The sequence below is a fragment of the Streptomyces sp. NBC_00988 genome, from assembly GCF_045162645.1.
Taxonomy (GTDB): domain Bacteria; phylum Actinomycetota; class Actinomycetes; order Streptomycetales; family Streptomycetaceae; genus Streptomyces.
Window position 1 is genome coordinate 1,343,527 of sequence record NZ_CP108730.1, and the last position, 14,948, is coordinate 1,358,474.

General features: G+C 69.7%; 16 protein-coding genes. 5 read left to right on the forward strand and 11 right to left on the reverse strand.

Annotation, left to right across the window (positions count from 1 at the left end; all coding sequences use genetic code 11):
• Positions 1-12: 12 nt before the first annotated feature.
• Positions 13-948, forward strand: coding sequence for an anti-sigma factor RsbA family regulatory protein (locus tag OG496_RS06300; RefSeq protein ID WP_366492211.1), 936 nt, complete (start codon positions 13-15; stop codon positions 946-948).
• 4 nt (positions 949-952) lie between these two features.
• Here the strand turns inward: OG496_RS06300 and OG496_RS06305 are convergent, their stop codons facing one another.
• From OG496_RS06305 to OG496_RS06330, 6 genes are all read right to left on the reverse strand, one after another.
• Positions 953-1,315: an STAS domain-containing protein gene (locus tag OG496_RS06305; protein WP_366492210.1), complete on the reverse strand. Its 363-nt coding sequence runs from the start codon at positions 1,313-1,315 to the stop codon at positions 953-955.
• Positions 1,312-2,607, reverse strand: coding sequence for a PP2C family protein-serine/threonine phosphatase (locus tag OG496_RS06310; RefSeq protein ID WP_405969935.1), 1,296 nt, complete (start codon positions 2,605-2,607; stop codon positions 1,312-1,314). The genes OG496_RS06305 and OG496_RS06310 overlap by 4 nt, the downstream gene beginning before the upstream one ends.
• Positions 2,607-3,416, reverse strand: a complete 810-nt coding sequence (locus tag OG496_RS06315; RefSeq protein ID WP_405969936.1) for an alpha/beta fold hydrolase — start codon at positions 3,414-3,416, stop codon at positions 2,607-2,609. The genes OG496_RS06310 and OG496_RS06315 overlap by 1 nt, the downstream gene beginning before the upstream one ends.
• A 60-nt stretch (positions 3,417-3,476) precedes the next feature.
• On the reverse strand, positions 3,477-3,923 hold the full coding sequence (locus OG496_RS06320; RefSeq protein ID WP_405969937.1) for a hypothetical protein: 447 nt from the start codon (positions 3,921-3,923) through the stop codon (positions 3,477-3,479).
• Positions 3,924-3,975: 52 nt separating this feature from the next.
• On the reverse strand, positions 3,976-4,848 hold the full coding sequence (locus tag OG496_RS06325) for an RNA polymerase sigma factor SigF (protein WP_405969938.1): 873 nt from the start codon (positions 4,846-4,848) through the stop codon (positions 3,976-3,978).
• Positions 4,849-5,028: 180 nt separating this feature from the next.
• On the reverse strand, positions 5,029-5,883 hold the full coding sequence (locus OG496_RS06330) for a DUF1206 domain-containing protein (RefSeq protein WP_405969939.1): 855 nt from the start codon (positions 5,881-5,883) through the stop codon (positions 5,029-5,031).
• 271 nt (positions 5,884-6,154) lie between these two features.
• Between OG496_RS06330 and dacB the strand changes: the two genes are divergently transcribed.
• Together dacB and OG496_RS06340 are read left to right on the forward strand one after the other, a co-directional pair.
• Positions 6,155-7,429 (forward strand): D-alanyl-D-alanine carboxypeptidase/D-alanyl-D-alanine-endopeptidase, encoded by a 1,275-nt coding sequence (dacB, locus tag OG496_RS06335; protein ID WP_405969940.1) that lies wholly within the window; start codon positions 6,155-6,157, stop codon positions 7,427-7,429.
• Between the two features lie 222 nt (positions 7,430-7,651).
• Positions 7,652-7,939, forward strand: a complete 288-nt coding sequence (locus OG496_RS06340; protein WP_405969941.1) for a DUF6355 family natural product biosynthesis protein — start codon at positions 7,652-7,654, stop codon at positions 7,937-7,939.
• A 40-nt stretch (positions 7,940-7,979) separates the two neighbouring features.
• On the opposite strand, the gene OG496_RS06345 is transcribed toward OG496_RS06340, so the two are convergent.
• Positions 7,980-8,978 (reverse strand): L,D-transpeptidase, encoded by a 999-nt coding sequence (locus tag OG496_RS06345; protein ID WP_366492203.1) that lies wholly within the window; start codon positions 8,976-8,978, stop codon positions 7,980-7,982.
• A 348-nt stretch (positions 8,979-9,326) separates the two neighbouring features.
• Between OG496_RS06345 and OG496_RS06350 the strand changes: the two genes are divergently transcribed.
• Positions 9,327-9,977, forward strand: a complete 651-nt coding sequence (locus OG496_RS06350) for a hypothetical protein (RefSeq protein WP_405969942.1) — start codon at positions 9,327-9,329, stop codon at positions 9,975-9,977.
• Here OG496_RS06350 and OG496_RS06355 read toward each other — a convergent pair.
• Entirely contained in the window at positions 9,971-11,095 is a 1,125-nt protein-coding gene (locus tag OG496_RS06355; protein WP_405969943.1) for an NAD(P)/FAD-dependent oxidoreductase, read from the reverse strand. The two genes, OG496_RS06350 and OG496_RS06355, sit on opposite strands and share 7 nt — an antisense overlap.
• Before the next feature lie 188 nt (positions 11,096-11,283).
• Here OG496_RS06355 and OG496_RS06360 point away from each other — a divergent pair, with 188 nt between their 5' ends.
• A complete protein-coding gene (locus tag OG496_RS06360) occupies positions 11,284-11,454 on the forward strand; it encodes a hypothetical protein (RefSeq protein WP_405969944.1) in 171 nt (56 codons plus the stop codon).
• Positions 11,455-11,723: 269 nt separating this feature from the next.
• On the opposite strand, the gene OG496_RS06365 is transcribed toward OG496_RS06360, so the two are convergent.
• From OG496_RS06365 to OG496_RS06375, 3 genes are all read right to left on the reverse strand, one after another.
• A complete protein-coding gene (locus tag OG496_RS06365) occupies positions 11,724-11,909 on the reverse strand; it encodes a hypothetical protein (RefSeq protein ID WP_405969945.1) in 186 nt (61 codons plus the stop codon).
• A 400-nt stretch (positions 11,910-12,309) separates the two neighbouring features.
• Positions 12,310-12,789, reverse strand: a complete 480-nt coding sequence (locus tag OG496_RS06370) for a potassium channel family protein (RefSeq protein ID WP_405969946.1) — start codon at positions 12,787-12,789, stop codon at positions 12,310-12,312.
• 91 nt (positions 12,790-12,880) lie between these two features.
• Positions 12,881-14,902, reverse strand: coding sequence for an APC family permease (locus tag OG496_RS06375; RefSeq protein ID WP_405969947.1), 2,022 nt, complete (start codon positions 14,900-14,902; stop codon positions 12,881-12,883).
• Between the last annotated feature and the right edge of the window lie 46 nt (positions 14,903-14,948).

A 14,948-nucleotide genomic window follows, 5' to 3' on the forward strand; every position in this document is an offset into this window, starting at 1 on the left:
GGTGGCGGCGCGATGAGTACGGCCACCGACGGTGCACCGTTCGCGCATCCCGCGCTGTTCTACCGGGGCGAGGAGCAGTACACGGCCGGTACCGTGCCGTTCGTGCGGGCGGGGCTGGCCGCCGGAGAGGCCGTCGCGGTCGCCGTTCCCGGCCCTCACCTCGACTTGATCAGGGCCGGACTCGGATCGAGAGCCGTCGGTGTGCGGTTCCTCGACATGACCGAGGTCGGGCGCAATCCGGGGCGGATCATCCCGGGCGTACTGCGGGCCTTCGCCGACGCCCATGCCGACGGCGAAGGCCGGGTGCGGATCATCGGGGAGCCGATCTGGCCCGGCCGCACCGCCGCCGAGTACCCGGCGTGCGTCCAGCACGAGGCGCTGATCAACTCCGCGTTCCGGGACCGTGAGGTGACGATCCTATGCCCGTACGACGCGGACCGGCTGGAGCCCGACGTGCTCGCCGACGCCCGCGCCACGCATCCGGTCGTCATCGACGAAGGCGCCCGACTCCCCAGCGCCACCTACGATCCGCAGCGCGCTATCGCCCGCCACAACGAGCCGCTCCCCCACCCGCCGGGCGCCGCGTCCATCGCGTTCGACGCGGGCGAACTCCCCAAGTCCCGTTATTTCGCGGTCCAGGAGGCCGAGCGGCTGGGTCTGGCGGGTGCTCGGCTACAGGATCTGACGCTGGCCGTCGCGGAGTTGACCACCAACAGCGTGCTGCACGGCGGCGGTTCGGGGACGCTGCGGATCTGGGCCGAGGACGAGCGGATCGTCTGCGAGGTGCACGACCACGGCCGGCTGACGGATCCGCTGGCCGGCCGGCGACCGCCGTCACGCGACCAACCCGGCGGACGGGGCCTGCTGTTGGTGCACTACGTCGCCGACCTCGTCCGTGTCCATACGGCGCCGGACGGCACAACCATCCGTTTCTACCTGGCCCGTTGACGCTTCAGCGGCTGTTCGCCGGAGGCGTCCAGGCCGCTTCGGCCTCCTGTGCGGTCGCGTGGGCCGTGAAGACCTGGTCGAGGCCGACCATGTGGAAGATCCGGCTGATGTGCGGGGGGACCGCCGCCAACGCGATGGCCGCCCGGGCGGCGAGGGCGTGGTTGCGGGCCGCGAGCAGGGCGGTGATACCGCTGGAGTCGCAGAACGTGACGCCGGTCAGGTCGACGACGAGCTGCTGGCCGTCCTGGAGCGCCAACTCGGGCAGGAGTTCACGCACTTGGGTGTAGCTGTCGTAGTCGAGTTCTCCGGTGAGTTCGACGACAGGCCCCGCGGGCGTGGTCCGGGTGCGGATGGCGAGTTGGGTCACGGCTGCTCTTCGCTGGTGGGTCGGGGCACGTTGATGGCGAGGACGGCGGTGTCGTCGTCGACGCCGGTACCGAAGGTGTCGAGCAGGTCGCGGATCGCGGCGACGGCGTCGGACGCGGTGGTGGGTGCCAGGGCACGGACGAAGTCGAGGAGGGCCTCGTCCCCATACCGGTCGGCGTCCCTGGTGTGGGCCGTGCGGGCTTCGGTGAGTCCGTCCGTGTGGAGCAGCAGGGTGTCGCCCGCCGCCAAGTGGACGGTGGCGGTGGCGATATGGGCGTCGGGCAGCACGCCGATGAGCTGTCCGCCGGGGGTGTGCACATGGTCGGCGCTGCCGTCGGCGCGCAGGAGCAGGGCCGGCGGGTGGCCGCCGCTGGCCAGGGTGATGCGGAAGCCGCCGCGGTCGCCCTCGGGGGTGAGCAGCCCGAAGACGACGGTGCAGAACCGCGGGTCGTGGCCGTTGTACTCGTGGTTGAGGACGGTGTTGAGGTTGCTCAGCACGGCGGCCGGGTCGGGGTCGTAGACGGCGGCGGCACGCAGCGTGTAGCGGGCCAGCGAGGTGACGGCGGCCGCCGCGGCGCCCTTGCCGCACACGTCCCCGAGGAACAGCCCCCAGGTCCCGGCGGAGAGGGGGAAGAGGTCGTAGAAGTCACCGCCGACCATGTCGGTGGAGGCCACGTGGTAGTGCGCGGCGACGTCAAGTCCCGGCACATTGACCAGAGTTGGTGGCAGCAGGGTCTGCTGGAGGGTGGCGTTGAGGCGCTTGAGTTCGTCCTGTTCGTGTTCCGCCTGCTGTCGGGCGCGCAGCAGTTCCGTCTCGTAGGCGCGGCGGTCGCGGGCGTCGAAGACGGTGGTGCGGATCAGCAGCGGCTGTCCGTCGCCGCCGGTCTTGACGGTGGAGGTCACCAGCACGGGCAGCCGGCTGCCGTCGGTCGCCTTGAGTTCGAGGGCGATCCCGCTGACCTCGCCCTGCATGCGCAGCAGCGGGCCGAAGTGGGTCTCGTGGTAGAGCCGGCCGCCCACGGTCAGCAGATCGGAGAAGGTCCTGCGGCCCACCAGGTCGCCGTGGTCGTAGCCGAGCCAGTCGAGCAGTGTCGTGTTGATCTTCGCGATGGTGCCGTCCAGCAGCGTGGAGAGGTAGCCGCACGGCGCGTGTTCGTACAGGTCCTCGGCGCTGTCCTCAAGGAGTGCGGAGAACGCCGCGTGGTCGTCACCGGGCTGTTTGCCGGGCGGTTCCCCGTGGGGTCTCTCGGGCGGCCGGTGGTCGCCGCTCTCGCTGTCGCCGCCGATGCCCATCAGCGGACGGCCTCGACGAAGTCGGTGATCACGGTGGCCGTTTCCTCCGGGGCGGCGAGCTGCGGGCAGTGCCCGGTCGCGTTCAGGGTGACCAGCCGGCTGCCCGGGATCCGGTCCCGTACGAAGGCTCCGACCTCCGGGGGCGCGATCGCGTCGACGGAACACTGGGCGACCAGCGCGGGCACGCTCACCTTCGCGAGGTCGTCGCGGTTGTCGGAGAGGAACGTGACGCGGGCGAAGACCCGGGCGATGTCGGGATCGGCGCGGCAGAAGCTGTTGGTCAACTCCTCGCCCAGTTCCGGGCGCTCGGGATTGGCCATGATCACCGGTGCCATGGCGCCCGACCATCCCAGGTAGTTCGCGTCCAGCGACTCCAGCAGTTCGTCGATGTCCTCGGCGCTGAACCCGCCGCGATAGCCGGTGGCCGGATCGTCGACGAAGCACGGCGAGGGGGCGAGCAGTACCAGCCCGGCGAAGGCCTGCGGCTCGCGTGCGGCGGCCAGGACGCCCATCATCGCGCTCACGGAGTGCCCCACGAACGTCACCGGGCCGAGCGCCAGTTCACGGCAGATGTCCAGCACGTCATCGGTGTAGCCGTCCAGCGTGGAGTAGCGCTCCGGGCTCCAGGCGGACAGGTCGGAGCGTCCGGCGCCGACATGGTCGAAGAGGACCACGGTGAAGTCGCGTTCCAGGAGCGGTACCACCAGCCGCCACATGTGCTGGTCGCACCCGAAACCGTGCGCCAGCATCACGACCGGCCCGCCGGCCCGGCCCGACACCGTCACATGGTTCCTGCTCCGCATAGGCATGCGGCACATCCTCACAGACCGCTGCCCTGTCCCCACCCCGCCGACCCGGTACAGCCGTCTTCAGGCCCGCGTCGGCTTGCCCAGGGACCAGCCGGACACGTCCGTCAGCCGGCCGCGCCACAGAGGCATCACGGCGGTCCCGCCCCCGCCGGTGACTCCGGTGGCGTCGCGCAGATGGATCCACTGCGGCAGCCGTTGCGGACCGGGTCCCCCCTGCCTGTCCTCGACCACCTCGTCCACCTGCTGCGGGAACCGCTCCAGCAGCTGCGCGCCGGTGCCGTCCATCCCGTGCAGGCTGCGTGCCCAGTCGGTGGTCCATGTCTCGTGGGAGATCAGGTCGCCGTAGAGGAAAGCGCCTCCGACGGTGAGGGTGATGGGCAGGGCGGCCTCCGCGTCCTGGCCGATCAGCCGTACCAGCAGCTGGAGTTGGAGGTCGGGCACGGGCTCGGTCACGATCGGTGCGGCGGGCTGGTGCAGGGGATCGTGGTCGGTGCTCGTGGTGCTCATGCGGGGTGATCCTTTCGGTGCCGCGCGAGGGGAGAACTGTCGGGCGGGCGGATCACGTGGGCAGGAGGCCGGTGCGTAGCTTGGCGAGGGTGCGGTTGAGCAGACGGGAGATGTGCATCTGCGAGAGGTTCAGCTCGCGGCCGATCTCCGCCTGGGTCAGCTCCTGGCCGAAGCGCATCTCGATGATGGTCCGTTCCCGCTCTTCGAGCTGTTGCAGCAGGGGGGCGAGCGTGTGGAGGTCCTCGAACAGCTCAAGCGCCGGGTCGGCGTCGCCCATCGTGTCCGCGTACTTGGGCGCGCTGTCGGACTCGTCGTCGCCGCTCGGGGTGTCGATGGACCCCGCGACATAGCCGTTCGCGGCGACCAGACCCTCGATGATCTCGTCCTCGGACAGCTCCAGGTGCGCGGCGAGTTCCTTCACCGTGGGCGTGCGGCCGAGTTCGGTGCCGAGGCTCTCCTTGCTCTTCGCGAGGTCGACGCGGAGTTCCTGGAGGCGGCGCGGGACGTGCACGGCCCAGGTGGTGTCGCGGAAGAACCGCTTGATCTCGCCGAGTATGTAGGGGATCGCGAAGGAGGTGAACTCGACCTCGCGCGACAGGTCGAAGCGGTCGATGGCCTTGATCAGACCGATCGTGCCGACCTGGATGACGTCCTCCATGTCACCGCTGCCCCGGTTGCGGAACCGGCGCGCCGCGAAGGACACCAGCGACAGGTTCATCTCGATCAGCGTGTTCCGCGCGTACTGGTACTCGTGGGTGCCCTCCTCCAGCTCCTGCAGCCGGTCGAGGAAGATCCTGGACATCACCCGCGCGTCCTTGGGCGCGACCTTGGCCCCGTCCTCGATCAACGGGAGGTCGTCCACGACATCCGATACTCCCGCGCGGACAGGAGCAGTTGCTTCGAGAGCCTTCACGGAGGAAGCCACGGTGCCGCCTTAACTGGAGAACAGGACGAACGTCGCGTGCCCCCTTCGGGCACAACCATGTCTCCCCGGACCTCACAATTCCGCAGCCGACCGAAAAGTCTGCCCCGCAGGGCCCCGCCGACACGGGGACCGCACGTGGTTTCACACCGTTTCGCGGATTCTTCACACCACTTCATGGGTTCACAGGCGCCGCCAGCGTGCCGAGGCGAAGGAGAAACCGCCGAAGAGGACCAGTCCGACGGCGACGGCGACCAGCAGCCACGGCCCCGCCGGAGTGTGCGCGAAGGTGCGCAGGGTGGCGTCCATGCCCTTGGCCTGGTGGGGGTCGAAGCGGATCGCGGCCACCAGCGCGAACACACCCACCCCGGCGAACACGGCACCGCGCGCGACGCCGCCGCCCACGCCCAGGCCGGTGACGACCTGCCGTACCCGGCGGCTCATCTTCCCGGTCTCCAGCTTCCGCAGGAACCGCCGCATCACCGCACGCGCCGCGAGGGTCACTCCGACCCCGATCAGGACGCAGCCGACGAGCCCCACCAGCACCTGACCGCCCGGCAGTTTCAACGCCGAGGCGGTCCAGTCCTGCGACTTGGCGTCACTGCCGGACGACCCGCCGGCACCGGCGGCGAAGGAGGCCGTCCCCCAGCAGACGAAGCCGTAGAACACGGCCCGGCCCCCGTCCAGCAGGCGCGAACCGACCTTGTTCTTCGGCCCCTTCGCCAGCAGCGCCCCGGAGGCCCGCCAGATCGCCATGCAGCCGAAGCCGACGACGAGCATCCACAGCATCACCTTCCCGAAGGGCTGCGCCGCGACCTGTTGCAACGCGCCCTGCCGGTCCGCCTCCCGGCCCCCGCCGCCGAACGCGATCCGCAGGGCGAGCGCGCCGACGAGGACGTACACGACACCGCGTGCCACGAACCCGGCGCGCCCTGTGACGGCCAGCGCCTGCCTGCCCTCGGCCTCTCCCGGTGCGTGGCTCCGGGCGGCCGAACTCGCCCTCCGGAGGCCCCACTTGTGCGTGTGCGACGAGGTCATGATGCCTTTCCTGGAAACACTGGACGAGCCGAGACGCGGACGCACGGTACGCGTCCCGTACTGTCGCGTGCCCCCGGCGGACGCTTCGATGTGCGTCGCGGGGACGGCATCGCCCGATCGCGCCACAAAGGCCCCTCACAGCTGTTACTTTCCTTTTCAAGATCCCTTGATCTACTGTCCCCTCCCCCACCCACACACCCGCGGCGAGGCCCCCATGCCCAACTCCCCCTCCGTAGACCGCGCGAGCGGACGTCACCGCAGGAACAGAGCGATGAGTCCGGCGCTCCGCCGCGCCGCCGTCATAGCGGTGACCGCCCCCGTCGCCGGGACGATCCTGTTCGGCACCTCCGCCTTCGCCGCCGAGAAGACCGTCTCCACCACCGCCGCCACGCTCGACACCGCCGAGCAGAAGATCGCGGACAACCTCAACACCCGTGTCCAGGACACCCGTTTGGGCAGCACGCTCAGCGGCGTCGTCATCGACGCGGAGTCCAAGAAGGCCGTATGGGGCCACGACGCGACCACCGCGCTGATGCCCGCGTCGAACACCAAACTCGCCACGTCGACCGCCGCGTTGACGATCCTCGGCCCCGATCACCGCTTCACCACGAAGGTCGTCTACGACAACGGCACCCTCACCCTGGTCGGAGGCGGGGACCGCACCCTGACCACCGCCGACCTCACCACGATGGCCACAACTGCCGTAGCGGGCCTGAAGAACGCGGGCCTGACCACGGTGAAGGTGACGGTGGACGACAGCCTCTTCCCCGCGCCCACCCTCGCGACCGGCTGGAACGACGGCTACTACCCCGACTCCATCGCCCCTGTACGGGCGTTGGTGGTCGACGGCCGCCACGTCACGGACACGTCCCTGGACGCCGGCCAGATCTTCGCGAAGCTCCTCGCCCGGCAGGGCGTCACCGTGACCGGGAGCGTCACCCACGCCACCGCCGGCTCCACAGCGGTCCCGGTGGCCCAGCACGAGTCCGGCACGCTGTCGTCCATCGTGGAGCACATGCTCAAGGTGAGTGACAACGATATCGCCGAGACCCTCCTGCGGAGCACCGCGCTGGCCGCCGGCCGCCCGGCCACCTTCGAGGACGGCACGGCGGTCGTCCGCCAGGTCCTCACGCGGTACGGCGTATCGCTGGCCAACTTCGAGATCCACGACGGCAGCGGCCTCTCCCGCTCCAACCGCATCCCGGCCCAGACCATCGCCGACATCCTCGACGTGGCCGACGACCCCGCCAACGGCCCGACCCTGAAGTACATCGTCGACGGCCTCCCCGTCGCGGGCGAGGCGGGCTCGACCCTGGGCCCCGAGTGGGGCCGCTTCGACACCGCGGACTCCCAGTGCGCCGTCGGCAAGGTCAGCGCCAAGACGGGCACACTCACGGGCGCGATCGCACTGAGCGGCCTGACCAAGGCCGATGACGGCCGCTGGAAGATCTTCTCCTTCATCGAGAACAACTCCACGGCCGCCCCGGACGCCACGAAGGATGCTCTGGACGGGCTTGCGGCCACGGTCAACGGGTGCTGGGCGTAGCCGCCCGGCACAGCCCACCCTGATCGGTTCCGGACATCGGTGACCTATGCGGTCCCGGTGCCGGAACCATCCGATCGACGTAGCGACAAATCGATTCACCGGGTGAACGCGGTGGCATACGACCGGCCGCGCAGGTCAGCGCGGCAATCCTGGAACGGCTGTCGGCCCGCTCGACAGCGCCAGCCCGTCCAGGACTGCCCCTTCCCTGACCAAGGAGTCCCTTTGCGTTTTCGTCGTACGGTGATCAGCGCCCTCGGGTCCGCCGCCCTCGTGCTCGGCTCGCTCGGCGCCGCGGCCGCCGCGAGTCCCGCGGCGGCCGGTCCCTGCGGTTTCTACGAGACCGGGTCCGACGCCTTCTACCGCCACTGCACGACCGACGGTTCGCGGGTCGTCATCAAGGTCGAGGTCGCCCGGGCGCGCGACTACGAGCGGTGCGTCGCGCACGGTACGACCTGGCTCGGCTCCGCCCGCAAGATCCAGGGCGCCCACTACGCCGGGCGCACCTGCTGACATCGATCGTCGTGCTGCGCGGTGACGTCACCGCGGCGCGTCACAGCGCCGCGGTCGTCCCCTCGCCGGAGCCGCTGCCCGCGAGCCACTGGTCCCAGCCGAGGTTGAAGTCGGCGTAGCCGTTGTCGGCCGGGGCCTTGCCGCGGGGCGATCCGGTGATGGTGATGGGGTCGCCCTGCTTGACCTGGCCGTAGAACCACTTGGCGTCCGACAGGGACAGGTGGACGCAGCCGTGCGAGCCGCGGGCGCTGCCGCTGCCCGGGTTCGGGTCACCGGTCGAGTAGTGCACGTAGGTGCCGGACTGGGTGAGGTGGATGTCCCAGGGCAGTGTCAGGTCGTAGTAGTTGGCGCTGCCCTTGTCGCAGCTGATGCCGACGCTGCAGGAGGTCATGTGGACCTTCTCCTGCTTGTCGATGACGGCCATCGTGCCGTCCCACGTCGGGTACTCGGCGCTGCCCGCGTTGATCGACAGGGTGCGCACCGGCGCGCCGTTCTTGGTCACCTTCATGGTGTGGTTGGTGACGGAGACGTCCGCGCGGACGTCGTCGCCGACCTTGAAGGTGTGCGTGTAACTGTGCACGCCGTAGCGGCCGTTGCCGTTGGTGACGCCCTTCATGTCGGCGTCGATCTTCACCGTCGTGCCGGAGGGCCAGTACGTCTTCGGGCGCCAGTCGACGCGCTTGTCGCCCATCCAGTGCCAGGCGCCGACCACCGACTGCGAGGCGCTGACCTTCATGTGCTTCTCGACCGTGGCCCGCGCCGTGGACGCCACCGGGTTCGTGAAGATCACCGAGATCGGCATGGCCACGCCGACCGTGGTTCCCGTCTGCGGGGTGATCGTGTCCAGCAGCATCGGCGGGCCCAAGGGCTTCGTCGGCGACGGAGAGGCGGTCGCACTCGCCTTGCCCGACGCCTTCGCGTCGTCCCCGCTCGCCTTGTCGCTGCCGCCCCCACCACAGGCAGTCGCACCCACCAGCACCGCACCCGTGACGAGTGCGATCCCTATGCTGCCCTTGCGCCGTCCCACGACTTGCCCCACTCTCTAGCTCCTCGACCTCGACCCTGACGGGCCCGACTCACTGTCAGACAGCGACAGAGGGGGCCTCAGTTGCGTACGTCGCGTAAAACGTGTCTCAAGACTCGGTACGCACCGAGTGATCCATGACGACGAGTGCCCGGCGCCTCCGGCTGCCGCACCCCGCCCGATCCCGATCTCGATCCCGATCGCGACCTCTGCCGCCGCCCTGGCGTCTACCACGAAAGGACCGAGGTATGCCGAGCCTGAGCATCGGTTCGAGTTAGCCGGAGCCGTTACGGTGGCGGTGGGGATGCGAGTCAGGCGAAACATGTCGGGGGCGGAATGTATCGGTTGGTTCACTTTCACCTGATGTGGTGCGTCGTGGCGCTGATCGGCTCGGCGATCGCACTCCTTGTGGTGGGAACCGTGCGAGGCTTCGACGAACCGTTCGACAACGACACGGTGTTCTACCTGTCGTGCTGGGCGGTCGCGAGCGCGGTGTTCGCCTTCTGGCCCGGAAGGATGAGCAGAGTACGGGCGGAAGCGAAGAACGCACGACCACTGGCGCCCGGGACGGTACTGCCCACCGCGAGCACGTCCTTGGCGCGCGGCGCGGAGTGGGGCTTCCTGACGGTCCCGACGGTCCTCCCCCTGTTGTTCGGCCTCTTCGCCGGCGTGTGGTGGACCCTCTGGCTCGCCTGCGCGATGGCCCCCGAATCACTCGTCACCGCCCTGTACCTGGTAGTCCGGGAGCGCCGGCTGGGCAAGGTGTTCTGGTACGACGCCCCCATGAACGTGGGAGAGCCCGCGGGCAAGGAGCCCGACGAGAAGTCCGGCCGGGACTCCAGCGATACGTCCGGACGGCCATTCCGGCCGAGGGCGGAACGGCGTCGTCCGCCGGTCTGGTCACCGCGTCCCACGTCGGCGTCGCGCGTCGTGCCGCCCTATGCCGCGTACGACGCCTGGCTGGCGGAGTCCACCCCTCCGGCCACTCCCCCGCCGACACCGGGCTGTCACTGAGGGAACCGCTCCGGCCGGAAGTCCGCGAGCAACCCGTCCCTCTCCCCGGTGAGGATCTCAGCCGCGAGCAGCCGCCCGATCACCGGCCCGAGCGTGATGCCGCTGTGGGAGACGGCCTCGTAGTAGCCCGGCACGGACGGCACCCCTCCCACCGAGGGGAAACCATCGGCCGGTATCGGCCGGTACGCCACCTGCACCTGTGCGATGCGGGAGTCGGCGAGGTCGGGAACGACAGGCCGCGCCAACTCCTGTAGCAGCCGCGCGAGTTCCGCCGGTTCTTCGCCCGCGTCGATGAGTGCGTCGATCTCACGGCTGTGGAGGACCATCGAGGCATCTCCGTCAGGACGCATCTCGATGTGGGGCGCGTGCATGGCCCGGTGGATCGGGACCTGCGCACAGTCGATCCGCGCGACGACACCGGGTTCCCGGCGCATCGGCAACCGCCGTGCGACAAGCTCGGCGACATGGGAGGCGCTGGGACCCGCCGCGTTCACGATGACGTCTACGTCGAGACGGCTGCCGTCGGACAGAGCGACGGTCCGGACGCTCCCGTCGACACCGGTCCCGATGCCACGGACCGTGGCGCCGGACCGTAACTCGGCGCCCCCTGCGACGACTTGGCCGACCAGACGGTCGACGAGATGACGTCCGTGCACCCAGGCCTCGTCGGGGTAGAGCACGACGGGAACCTCGTCGGGCAGCGCGAGAGCGGGTTCGAGACGGCGGCGCACCTCGGCCCCCGTGCACACCTCGACCCGGTAGCCCCAACTCCCCAGCAACTCGGCGGTTTCCAGGAACTTCGCCTCCGCCGCGGGATCGTCCGTCCAGCGCAGGTGACCGCTGGGATACCACCACGAGTCCGGCCCGATGATCCCGGCAAGCTCACGGTGCGCCGCCATGCCGGCGGCGTTCAGGTCGAAGTAGGACCTGGTCACGGTCTTGTTGCTGGCGTTGACCCACGAGAAGGACCAGTTGGTGACACCTTCGCCCGGCCGGCCCGCGTCGATGAGGACGACCTCGGCACCGCGCCGGGCCAGGTTCCAGCCCACGCAGGCTCCGAGGATGCCCACGCCGATGACAGCGACTCGCCGAGGCCGCCTCCCGGACCCGTTCCTCACGAGCGCCCCCTTCCCGGATCACGATCGCCTCAACTCCCTTTTCCAGCATGCAAGATGACGAACGGTGAGCACTATGAACGGGCGCGGAAAAGGCTCCGGAATCGACGGCCAGAGCATTGGAGAAGTGACGGAAGCGGTGCCGCGTACGTGCCGGTATCGATACCTTCCGGCCCGGCACAATCCCCCGTGTGACGATCACCCAGGGCGCACCGCCGCCCACGCGCAACACTCCCGTCGCCCTCGCCCGAGGGGTTCTGACGGGCGGTGTGATCGGCGCGTCGCTGGCCGTTTTCGTCGTCGGCTGCGTCATCGAGAGCGTGCCCCTGTGCGTGACGGGCGTGGGCCTGCCCGCGGTCTAGATGAGGAGGTCGTCGCCCGCAGCGGCCTGGTACACCTGCGCCAGTCCCTCGTCCTCAAGGAGCCGGTTGACGGTCAACAGGCCCTGGGCGCCCACACCGGGCGGTGCGCCGCGGAGAGGTCCGTGGGGGCGCTGCGCTGTCGTACGTACTGTGCTTGATCCGGGCAACGAGGAAGCTGCACGCGTACACCTCGGCGAGGACGCCGTAGAGGGCGTCTTGGTGGGTGCGGTAGTCCAGGACGGGGAGGTCGGTGCGCAACCGGCCCATGGTCAGGCGGTGTCGGCTGTGGCGGATGCCGATGGTGACGGGCACAGGCCGCGGCGGTGAGGGCGGCCGCGGCGCCCGATCCAGTCGGGGTCGACGCCGGCCGCCTCGGCGACCTCGTCGTTGGTCAGGACGCGCTCGGGTAGGCACGTGCCGGTGGCGAGGACGCCGATGCTCGGCGCTGGGGACACCGTGTACCTCCAAATGACTTGCGGGGTTGGCGAGTTCGCCGGAATCCGTACGCACGGTCGGCTTCCGCCGGATTGCCCGCCGGGCACGATGTCCAGCAGGGCGCGAAGGCAGGCGTCGAAGCACTCGCCGAATTCCGTTTACACCCCAATTCGCGCTGATCCACGCCGATTCACCACGGGATGCTGGGCAAGACACGGGAATGTTGAGCGTGTTGAATCCGGCTTGTGTGAACTCCCGAAAACTCTGGCGTCGATTTCGGTGCCGAACTCGCCGCCAGGCGTGGGCTGTTGCCCGCCAGTGAGCGCCCGTCACCGGAGTTACCAGGGTGATGTGCGCGGACTCCCCGTCCATGGACGTGGCATTCAACGAATTCCGGTATGAGCCCCCGGAATGCAGCAATTACCCCCTGGTCTCTCCCTTGGTGGTGAGCAGGTGTTCCAGGCGGTCGAACCGCTCGTGCAGGGCGTGGGCCGTCTCGTCGTACGCCTCGTGGACGTCGCGTTCCGCACTCCGGACGAGGTGGTGGCGGGTCTGCTCCCGGCCGACGAACCAGGTGGCGAGGGCCGCGGTGACGAGGCCGTACGTGGTGATCCCGACGACCATGACGACCGAGCCGACGATCCGGCCCCACAACGTCACGGGGTAGAAGTCGCCGTAGCCGACCGTGGTCGCGGTCTCGATCGACCACCACAACGCCCTTGGATACGTCGTGAGGTTGGCGCGCCGTGCTCCGTCCTCGGCGGCCACCACCGCGTACGAGCCCACGAGCATCACCACGACGAGCACGGCCGTCGCGGCACCCGCGGTCTTCAGATGGAGCGAGCGGCCCTCCCGGGCGAGCAGCAGGTTCATCGCCTTGGTCAGGAATCCGGGCAGCATGTCCGGATCCTGCGGGACGGGCCGCAGGTCAGCGGTGCAAGGCACGCTTCTCACGCGCGCCGATCACTCGTTCGGAGTCGGTCCGGACCGGTCACCCGTGCGGGTCCAGCTGGTGTTCAGGACCGCTGCCGGCCACCACGCTGTACGGCAGGATCGTCACCACGACGAACGGCAGTTCCTCCAGGGCGCGGGCGATCCGTTCGGCGGTGCCGCCGTGCAGGAGTCGGCCGAGCACGGTGGTGTAGGTGCGGCGGGCGATGAGCAGCGTCAGAGCGGTGCGGCCGTCGGCGGTCTCGCGGGCGGCGAGTTCGGTCAGGGCCCGTTCGAGTCGGCGGTCGGGGCAGTCGACAAGCTCCAGCGGGACATCCGTGGTGCCTACGGCCTCCCACCGCGCCACCAGGTGGCGGGCTCGCACACCGTCGACGGCGACGTGTACGGCCCGCACTTCGTCGGGCCTCAACTCGTGGGCGTAGCGCAGCGCGTGGAAGACGGCCGGGTCCACGGCGTCGACTAGGACGCACACGACATGGCGCCGTCGGCGTGGCCGGTCGCTCTGTCCGGCGGGCGGGAGTGCCTCGACCTCGGCGGCCTCCGCACGGTATTCACGGTTGATGCGGATCAGGGCCCACACGCCGAGCGGGAAGACCACGACGACCAGCCAGGCGCCTTCGGTGAACTTGGTGACGGCGAAGATGAGCACGACGAGCGCGGAGACGACCGCCGCGGTCGCGTTCACCGCGATCTTCCAGCGCCGGCCGGGCTCGCGACGGCGTGCATGGTGGACGGTCAGTCCGGCGCCCGCCATGGTGAACGCGGTGAACACACCGATGGCGTACAGCGCGACGAGCCGGTCCACGTTGGCGTCGGTGACCAGGAGCAGGACGAGGGCGACGACGGCGAGCGTGATGATGCCGTTGGAGAAGGACAGTCGATGTCCGCGCCGGGTCAACTGCCGTGGCAGGAAACGGTCTTCGGCGACGAAACTGGCCAGGTAGGGAAAGCCCGTGAAGGGCGTGTTCGCGCCGGTGTAGAGGATCAGCGCGGTGGCGAGCTGCACGAACACCAGCCCCGCCGTGCCGAACACACCGCTGCCGAAGACCAGTCGGGCCTCCTGCGCGATCACGGTCGGCGTGCCGTCGGTGTACGGGACGGCGTGGGTGAGGTGGGCGAGACCCGAGACACCGAGGACGAGGACGCCCAGGACGCAGCTCATGGTGACGAGCGTGCGGCGGGCGTTCTGGCCCTGCGGTTCGCGGAAGACGGAGATGCCGTTGGAGATCGCCTCCAGGCCGGTGAGCGAGGAGCCGCCGTTCGCGAACGCGCGCAGCACCATGAACAGCGACGCCCCGTACAGCCACCCGTCCCCCGACGTACCGAGCGGCACGACACCGCTCGCGTGGACGTCGGCGTGCGGCAGATCCCCGAACCCCCAACGGGCCAGACCCACGGCGAGCATCAGCCCGACCGCGGCCATGAACAGATACGCGGGCACCGCGAACACCCGCCCCGCTTCCCGCAGGCCGCGCAGATTGCCGTACACCAGGATCAGCACCACCCCTACGCTGACCGGGAGTTGGAGGTGGTCGATGCCGGTCCAGCCGTTGCCGACGAGGTGGGCGAGCGAGATGAGCGCGTTGGTGCCCGCCGAGACCTGGACGGCGACCGTCACGACGTAGTCGACGAGCAGCGCCACGGCGGCGATCTGGGCGACGTCGGGGCCGAAGTTCTCCCGGGCGACGACGTAGGAGCCGCCGGCCCGCGTGTAGATCGTGACGACGTCGCTGTAGCAGAGCGTCAGCAGCACCAGGATCAGCAGGATCGCGCCCGTCACCGGCATGAGCAGGGTGAAGGCGGCGACCCCGACCACGGGCACCAGGACGCGCAGCATCTCCTCGCTGCCGTATGCCGACGAACTGATGCAGTCCGAGGCGAGGACGCCGAGCGCTGTCCGGTTGTCCAGCTTCTCCCGTTGGATGCGCCCGGTGACCAACGGCGGCCCGAGCAGCCGGCGCTTGAGACGGTAGGACAGCGGTTCGGGAAGGTACTCGGGAGGTGGCTGGGGCAACTGGGAGTTGTCGGACGCGTCTGGTGCGGGTACGGCGGGGTCGGTCATGGGGCCATCACACCTGGACTCGCGACGGCACCTGCTGAGGATCACC

Excerpts from the sequence above, each read along its gene's own strand:
- OG496_RS06300 (WP_366492211.1), top strand. The coding sequence starts at position 13 with ATGAGTACGGCCACCGACGGTGCACCGTTCGCGCATCCCGCGCTGTTC.
- OG496_RS06310 (WP_405969935.1), bottom strand. The coding sequence starts at position 2,607 with ATGGGCATCGGCGGCGACAGCGAGAGCGGCGACCACCGGCCGCCCGAG.
- OG496_RS06315 (WP_405969936.1), bottom strand. The coding sequence starts at position 3,416 with ATGCCTATGCGGAGCAGGAACCATGTGACGGTGTCGGGCCGGGCCGGC.
- OG496_RS06320 (WP_405969937.1), bottom strand. The coding sequence starts at position 3,923 with ATGAGCACCACGAGCACCGACCACGATCCCCTGCACCAGCCCGCCGCA.
- OG496_RS06330 (WP_405969939.1), bottom strand. The coding sequence starts at position 5,883 with ATGACCTCGTCGCACACGCACAAGTGGGGCCTCCGGAGGGCGAGTTCG.
- dacB (WP_405969940.1), top strand. The coding sequence starts at position 6,155 with ATGAGTCCGGCGCTCCGCCGCGCCGCCGTCATAGCGGTGACCGCCCCC.
- OG496_RS06350 (WP_405969942.1), top strand. The coding sequence starts at position 9,327 with ATGTGGTGCGTCGTGGCGCTGATCGGCTCGGCGATCGCACTCCTTGTG.
- OG496_RS06370 (WP_405969946.1), bottom strand. The coding sequence starts at position 12,789 with ATGCTGCCCGGATTCCTGACCAAGGCGATGAACCTGCTGCTCGCCCGG.
- OG496_RS06375 (WP_405969947.1), bottom strand. The coding sequence starts at position 14,902 with ATGACCGACCCCGCCGTACCCGCACCAGACGCGTCCGACAACTCCCAG.